Below are 6,536 nucleotides of genomic sequence, written 5' to 3'. Positions count from 1 at the left end.
GGTTAGCAGATAGGTTCGACTGGGCAAACCAGCCAGAACTGCAAAGCCCAGTGTCCAGCTCACAAAGCGCAGCAGATCTCCTACAAGCTGCCAGTTTAGAATGGCTACGGCAGGCTTGAACTCTGGTGAAAACAAAACCGCAATGACCAGTGGAGCGAGGGCCAGTGAAAGCACAACTAGTGGGCCACCCAGCAGTAATACAAACCTTTGCTGATGATCTATGGCCTGCCGAAAGGCCACGGGCTGGCCTCTTAGCGCCGATAACCGAGGGTAAAAATCTTGACCCAGAGCGGTTAGCAAAAAACCGATATATGCTGTAGAAAACAGGACTGTGGCCCTGTAAAAACCCACGCTCTCCTGACCCAGAGTGTGCAGGACAAAAAAAGGCATCCCGAGTTGTACTGCACTGCCCAGCAATTGACTTATAGTGTAAGGCAGGCCAAAACGCATTAGCTGAGCTCGAGCCTCTCTCACCTTCGCCGGGTCAGGCTGACTAGCAGATAGATTAAGGCTTCGAGCAAAAAAGCTTGCTATGGCAAGCTGTGCCAGTGGAACCCCCAACAGCACCCAGGGCAGCGCAGCCTCACGCCAGACCCAGACCAGCCCAATACCCCAGACTGCCCCAAAAATACTGGAAAAGGCAGTGACCTTGGCAAGCATTGGAACTCGATGATGGGCATTCAAAAGGCCGATCTGTACCCCTGCCGCCAGACCAAGCAACATGGCTACAATCACCAACACAACCGTCCAGGCCGGGCTATCTGCCAGCAGCATCCGGGCGATAGGCTGGCCGAAAAGTAACAGCAGTAGGGCCACGGCCAAGGAAAATATCCCGTAAATCTGCCAGGCGGCTATCCGTAGAGCAGCTACTGCAACAGCTTCGTTTTGACTTGCTGGAGTTGCACCCAGCCGCACCAAGCCAGAGGATAACCCCATCCCGGCAAACAGCCCTGCAAGCCCTAGCAAGCCCTGGAACAGCCCCAGCAGCCCTACTCCATCTGGCCCCACCCAAACCGCATAGGCTTTGTTAGCAACCAGACCCGCCAGCAGGCTGGCAACCGACCCGCTGCCCAGGATTAGCGTGGCCTTGAGGATGGAGTCCATGGATACGAGCGGATGGCCCCGACCACCCGCTGCGCCTGCTCGAGGCTCAGGTGAGGGCCAATCGGCAGCGAGAGCACTTCGCGGTGGATAGCCTCGGAGATCGGGAGGCTGCCCTCCCGCAAACCAATTTCGGCGTAAGCTTGCTGCCGGTGGGGTGGAATGGGGTAATGGATAAGGGTTCCAATACCCTGGGCCTCGAGGTGTTTCTGCACCATATCCCGCGCCGGGGTTCGGACTACAAACAGATGCCAGACTGTCTCGGTACAATCAGAAACAACCGGGAGCACCAAAGGGGTATCCGAAAGCTCCTTCAGGTAGAAGCGAGCGATTGTTTGACGTCGCAAATTCCACTCGTCGAGATGATTGAGCTTGACCCCGAGTGCGGCTGCTTGCAGAGGGTCAAGCCGACTGTTGTAGCCTGCCATCTCGTTGACGTACTTAACCTTAGAGCCGTAGTTGCGTAGCATCCGCACCTTTTCGGCAATCTCGGGGTTGTTGGTGGTAACAGCCCCTGCGTCGCCCATAGCGCCTAGGTTTTTGCCAGGATAAAAGCTCCAGGCCACGGCATGGCTATGTGCGCCAATCCGCCGTCCTTTGTATTTCGACCCATGAGCTTGTGCTGCGTCCTCGAGTACCTTCAGGTTATGCTTTCGAGCTATTTCAAGAATGGGATCCAGATCGGCGGGCTGGCCGTACAGATGAACCGGAATAATTGCTTTTGTACGGGGTGTAATGGCAGCCTCTACCAGTGCAGGATCCAGGTTATACGTGCTGACATCCGGCTCGACGGGAACCGGTTTTGCTCCCGTATACGAGACCGCTAACCAGGTGGCAATGTAGGTGTTGCTGGGCACGATAACCTCATCGCCCGAGCCAACATGCAATGCTCTCAGTGCAAGATGCAGCGCATCAAGTCCGTTTCCGACACCCACACAAAACTTGGCTTCGCAGTATCGAGCAAACGCTTTCTCAAACTCCTCAACATCAGAACCACCTATGTACCAGCCGCTTTCCATCGAGCGAACGACGGCTGCGTCTAGCTCGGGCTTAAGCTCGAGGTAAGCCGCCCTCAGGTCGAGGAAAAGAACTCTATCCATTACGAATCTTACGTGAAAATTCGGTATAGTCGCGGATGTAATCTACTTCATCGTAAAAATTGGAGGCAAGTACCAGACACACCGAAGCAGAAGAAAAGTTATCCATCGCCCGCCAAATCATTCGAGGTACATACAAACCAAAGTAAGAACGGTTCAAGTGGAAGCGATGTCGTACATATCCATCGTCGAGGATAATGTCAAAACTGCCAGAAGCCGCGATGATTAGTTGTTCTAGCTCATGGTGCGCATGACCTCCCCGCCCCTCACCACCCGGCACATCGTAGAGGTAATAAACTCGCTTGATTTCAAAGGGAACATGGCGATTTTCTTCAACAAAAGTTAAGTTCCCTCGAGGGTCACTAACCTTGGGGAGCGTCAGTATCCGCACTTGATCAAGACCCATACTCTTCTCCCAACTTCCTTACAAAACGGGCCGGTGTTCCCATTACCAAAGTGTTCGCCTCAACATTCTTGGTGACCACCGCACCAGCTCCAACAATCGCATTCCTCCCAATTACAACTCCCGGGAGTAGGGTGGCCCCAGCGCCAATCGCTGCCCCATCTTCAATAACTGGCCCCTGCACTCTAGTCTCGTCATAGTCCATTTTCCCGATAGCGTTGTCATTAACCATGCCAACAGTCAGACTAATGAAGACATCGTTGCCGATGCGGCAATTTCCGGTTACATGAGTCAGATCCATAATCTTGGTACGGTCACCTACTGTGGCGTTGTAGTTGATTGTTACATAACGGCTTATAATGCACCTCGAGCCAATGCGGCATTTCTCTCGTATAGAAGCCCCATCACCTAAAAGTGTGTTTTCGCCAATCTCGACATCATAGAAGATAACCGCGTTCGGACCAATGGAGCTGTTAGCCCCTATGACCACGCGCTTTTCAAACTCAGGTTTACGGGCAAGAGCTCCGGCTCCCTTGGGCTCTTTTCCAATATAGGCTCCAGGAAAAACCTCTACACCATCTCCAAGAATTACCCCTGATTCAATTACTACGTGGGGATGAATTACCACATCATTGCCGATCGTTACATCTGGCCGTATAACGGCAAACTCTGCAATTTGGACATCCTTGCCTATGTTCTGAGTTTGAACCACCGCCGCCGAGCTTATGGGTTGCATATCAAAGGTAAGTGTATCGCACGCTTTCCCTTCGAATGGTTTGTTTTTTGCTAACCAGTCCTTCTTGCTGAGGGTAAAGACATCCAAATGAGCACCACCCCGCCACAAACCCCCCAATATGCGCCCAGAAGGCAATCCCCTCCTCGCCCATAGCGACGCTCTACCAATTTCAACCCTCGAGGTTACCCAGGCGTAAAAAGCGCAGTAGATAACTCGGCGAAATTAATAGGCGTTGCTCCAGAATGGCTTTGAGAATCGGCAGGAGCGGTCTTGCCCAGGAGTACCTCATCCATAGACCCGCCCCCGACGGCGGATGTCCTCTACGATTTGCCGCCGCTCTTCTTGCAGATAGTCGTACTCCTTCAGCACACGAATTTCAAATGAGTTACAGCGGGCCGATCGGCACAAAACACACGCCGACCCTGCGTCACCCCTTGAGCCCTGAGCGGTGGAGCAGCGGTAGCCAGATCCACCAGATTAACCTCATGGAAATCTGTCTCCTGTAGTGCGACCAACTTCTGCGCCAGACGAAAAACGCCCAGGGGTCGTAGGGGGCGATGCCCAAAACAGCGATGTCCAGATCGCTATTGGGCTGGGCCTGGGAGCCAAAAAGGTAAATTGCCACAGGCGACAGCCGCTCTTAAATGAGGGCGATGATGGCCTTCAGGGTTTCGTCAGCCAGGGCAGCCATACCGCTATTCCAGCGGCTAGTACCAACAGGCCCCACAAGCATCATGCACTGGTAAGTTGGTTTTCGACATGGATTCGGCCTGTGGAACAGCGGGATTTGCTGTGGAGCGGCTTGCCTCGCAATCTCCAGCGCATACTCATTTCTTTGTTCCCAGATCACTAAACTTGGTAGCCTCTCGAAAGCTGGCCGCATTGGCTTTCGCAAGACCTGTACGGCGGGTTTGAATTTTGAAATGCTAAACTCTTTGTACGGTGGGCCGCAACCAGAAGATTCGCAAACACATAGCGGGACATCGGCAGGTTGTAGACGAGCACTTAGCAAAAATTGCTTTGGAGGAAAGCCGACCCAACCCCAACATGGAGCTGATTGCGCTATGGAAACGCCACATCGCCCTCCACCAACAAGCCATCGCAAAATATGAAAAGCGGCTGCACAAAAGGAGATAAATGAGCACTCTGGAATCCCTCCAAGACGCCCAGGCCCGACTGCTTGACGAGCTGGCTGCCGACTGCCGCACGTATCTAGACAGTCTGGGGCGCTACAAGATGGATGGGGATGCACATGACCTGCGAGCACGGGCTTTGCAGCTAGAGCTCACTGCGGCTGCCCTGCGCGAGGTGACCCAACGCCTCGACGACCTCGAGGATGCGCTGGAAGAGTTACATGGGGCAGCCTGAGCAACCCAACTTCACCGATGGAGAGGCGTGCACCCACCTTGTTGCTGAACTGGCTCGAGTGGATTGTTGCAGACTCCCAGATCCTCTCCGGCAAGCCGGTGGTGCAGGGAACCCGGCTCTCGGTCGTCCCGACTATGGCCTGGCAAACCACCGAATCAGCACCACCCCCGCCACAAACCCCCCAATATGCGCCCAGAACGCAATCCCCGGCTCGCCCAAAAAGTTGCCCACAAACTGAATTAGCAGCCAGTAGCCCAGATAGAGGATGGCCGGCACCGGGATGGGGAACCAGCCAACCAGCGAGAGGATCAGGGCGCGGGGGTAGAGCACAATGTAGGCCCCCAGCACTGCCGAGATGGCGCCCGACGCGCCAATCATGGGGACCTCGCCAGCAAAACCGCCCACCAGCCCCTGGGCCACGGCTGCCACGGTTCCGCCCAGGAAGTAAAACAGCACAAACCGCCCGTGGCCCAACCGGTCTTCGATGTTGTCGCCAAAGACCCACAAAAACCACAGGTTGCCCAGGATGTGCATAATGCTGCCGTGCAGAAACATGCTACTGAAAATGGTGATCCATTCGCCAAAGGGGTCGGACGCAAAGCGGGCCGGAACAAAGCCATAGGCCCCAATTACTGCGGCAGGGTCGGTAAGGAAAAAGGTATAGACAAATCCCAGCAGGTTCAGCACTACCAGCAGGTAGACCATGTAGGGGCGGCGGTGCGAACGGTTGATGTCGTGCAGCGGAAACATGCCAACAGCCTACCTTACCGGGTAGGCTGAAGGCCGCAGGGTCGGCTCAGAAGTTGAAAACCGGGCCAATGCGGCCCTTCCAGACCAGACGGACTCCCCGCAGATCGGGGAGTCCGGCGGGGAGGTCTGGGTTCAGGAGTTGACGCGAACCTCAATCCGGCGGGGCTGGGCGGCCTCGAGCTTGGGGATATCGAGGTAGAGGATGCCGTGCCGGAAGCTGGCTTCGATCTTGCCAAGGTCGAAGGTGTTGGGAATGACGAAGCTACGTTCAAACCTGCCGTAAATGCCCTCGAGCCTCCACTGGTTGGCGTTCTCGGACTTGAGCAGGGGCCGCTCAGCCTTGATGGCGAGGGTATTGTTCTCGGCAGTCACCTCGACATTAGCAGGCTCGACCCCCGGCAGATAGACCGCCAGGTGCAGCCCGGCAGCATCCTCGAGGGCATCCACCAGCGGCAGGTTGGCGCTTTCGGCAGCAGGAACAGCGAAGTTGCGCAGCAGCGCGTTCTGAATTTGTTCAATCTCGCGGAAAGGGTTGTATCGAATCATAGCGATCTCCTTTACGGTAAGAAGTATAAAACCTGAGTGTTATATTGTCAAGTATAGTTACTTGTATTGCTCATAAAATCGCCGAAGCCGGGTAGCCATGGCTGCCAGAGGTCTAACCCCCCTCTCCCATCCAAAAAAACCTCCCCTTTGGGGGAGGACAGGAGAAGGCAATATGATGAGCGAATTAATTCTATCCTGACACACCCCGGCAGCTTTCGAGGGTCAAAACCAGCAGGCTACAGATGGGGCTGCAATTTCTGTAGCAGGGTTGGCTTCGGGGCAGCCCCCACGATGCGCTCGACCGGCTGTCCATTTTTGAACAGAATCAGGGTGGGAATGCCCTGCACCTGATAGGCGCTCTGGGCCAGGGGGTGGTGATCCACGTTGAGCTTGACTACCTTGAGCCTGCCCGCATACTCGAGGGAGATTTCCTCGAGCACCGGGGCAATTACTTTGCAGGGGCCGCACCACTCGGCCCAGAAGTCTACCAGCACCGGGACGCTGGCGCTTAGTTCGGGGGTCAGTCCCTCGCTGG

General features: G+C 55.2%; 10 protein-coding genes. 2 read left to right on the top strand and 8 right to left on the bottom strand.

Annotated features, from left to right (window positions below; all coding sequences use genetic code 11):
• From Q0288_RS03510 to Q0288_RS03490, 5 genes are all read right to left on the bottom strand, one after another.
• Positions 1-1,104, bottom strand: a 1,104-nt coding sequence (locus tag Q0288_RS03510; protein ID WP_299427266.1) for an oligosaccharide flippase family protein, incomplete at its 3' end; no start/stop codon positions are given.
• Positions 1,077-2,201, bottom strand: coding sequence for a DegT/DnrJ/EryC1/StrS family aminotransferase (locus Q0288_RS03505; RefSeq protein WP_299427263.1), 1,125 nt, complete (start codon positions 2,199-2,201; stop codon positions 1,077-1,079). The genes Q0288_RS03505 and Q0288_RS03510, both read right to left, overlap by 28 nt.
• On the bottom strand, positions 2,194-2,604 hold the full coding sequence (locus Q0288_RS03500) for an FdtA/QdtA family cupin domain-containing protein (protein WP_299427260.1): 411 nt from the start codon (positions 2,602-2,604) through the stop codon (positions 2,194-2,196). The genes Q0288_RS03505 and Q0288_RS03500 overlap by 8 nt, the downstream gene beginning before the upstream one ends.
• Complete coding sequence (locus Q0288_RS03495; protein WP_299427257.1) at positions 2,594-3,424, bottom strand: N-acetyltransferase; 831 nt, start codon at positions 3,422-3,424, stop codon at positions 2,594-2,596. Before Q0288_RS03495 ends, Q0288_RS03500 begins: the two co-directional genes overlap by 11 nt.
• A gap of 340 nt (positions 3,425-3,764) precedes the next feature.
• On the bottom strand, positions 3,765-3,962 hold the full coding sequence (locus Q0288_RS03490) for a hypothetical protein (RefSeq protein WP_299427253.1): 198 nt from the start codon (positions 3,960-3,962) through the stop codon (positions 3,765-3,767).
• Positions 3,963-4,279: 317 nt separating this feature from the next.
• Here Q0288_RS03490 and Q0288_RS03485 point away from each other — a divergent pair, with 317 nt between their 5' ends.
• Both Q0288_RS03485 and Q0288_RS03480 read left to right on the top strand, forming a co-directional pair.
• A complete protein-coding gene (locus Q0288_RS03485; RefSeq protein ID WP_299427250.1) occupies positions 4,280-4,474 on the top strand; it encodes a hypothetical protein in 195 nt (64 codons plus the stop codon).
• Positions 4,475-4,705, top strand: coding sequence for a hypothetical protein (locus Q0288_RS03480; protein ID WP_299427247.1), 231 nt, complete (start codon positions 4,475-4,477; stop codon positions 4,703-4,705).
• Positions 4,706-4,837: 132 nt separating this feature from the next.
• Here Q0288_RS03480 and Q0288_RS03475 read toward each other — a convergent pair whose 3' ends face one another.
• From Q0288_RS03475 to trxA, 3 genes are all read right to left on the bottom strand, one after another.
• The gene (locus Q0288_RS03475) at positions 4,838-5,455 is read right to left on the bottom strand and encodes a rhomboid family intramembrane serine protease (RefSeq protein ID WP_299427244.1); all 618 of its coding nucleotides are present in this window, start codon (positions 5,453-5,455) and stop codon (positions 4,838-4,840) included.
• Positions 5,456-5,587: 132 nt separating this feature from the next.
• On the bottom strand, positions 5,588-6,001 hold the full coding sequence (locus tag Q0288_RS03470; protein ID WP_299427241.1) for an Hsp20/alpha crystallin family protein: 414 nt from the start codon (positions 5,999-6,001) through the stop codon (positions 5,588-5,590).
• A 236-nt stretch (positions 6,002-6,237) separates the two neighbouring features.
• Complete coding sequence (gene trxA / locus Q0288_RS03465) at positions 6,238-6,525, bottom strand: thioredoxin (protein ID WP_299427269.1); 288 nt, start codon at positions 6,523-6,525, stop codon at positions 6,238-6,240.
• Between the last annotated feature and the right edge of the window lie 11 nt (positions 6,526-6,536).

It is taken from the genome of uncultured Meiothermus sp. (genome assembly GCF_937863175.1).
Classification (GTDB): Bacteria; Deinococcota; Deinococci; order Deinococcales; family Thermaceae; genus Meiothermus.
This window is presented reverse-complemented; position numbering and strand designations above follow the sequence as displayed.

What these genes read in the sequence shown, in the direction of transcription:
- Q0288_RS03505 (WP_299427263.1), bottom strand. Translation starts at nt 2,201, where the DNA reads ATGGATAGAGTTCTTTTCCTCGACCTGAGGGCGGCTTACCTCGAGCTT.
- Q0288_RS03500 (WP_299427260.1), bottom strand. Translation starts at nt 2,604, where the DNA reads ATGGGTCTTGATCAAGTGCGGATACTGACGCTCCCCAAGGTTAGTGAC.
- Q0288_RS03480 (WP_299427247.1), top strand. Translation starts at nt 4,475, where the DNA reads ATGAGCACTCTGGAATCCCTCCAAGACGCCCAGGCCCGACTGCTTGAC.
- Q0288_RS03475 (WP_299427244.1), bottom strand. Translation starts at nt 5,455, where the DNA reads ATGTTTCCGCTGCACGACATCAACCGTTCGCACCGCCGCCCCTACATG.
- Q0288_RS03470 (WP_299427241.1), bottom strand. Translation starts at nt 6,001, where the DNA reads ATGATTCGATACAACCCTTTCCGCGAGATTGAACAAATTCAGAACGCG.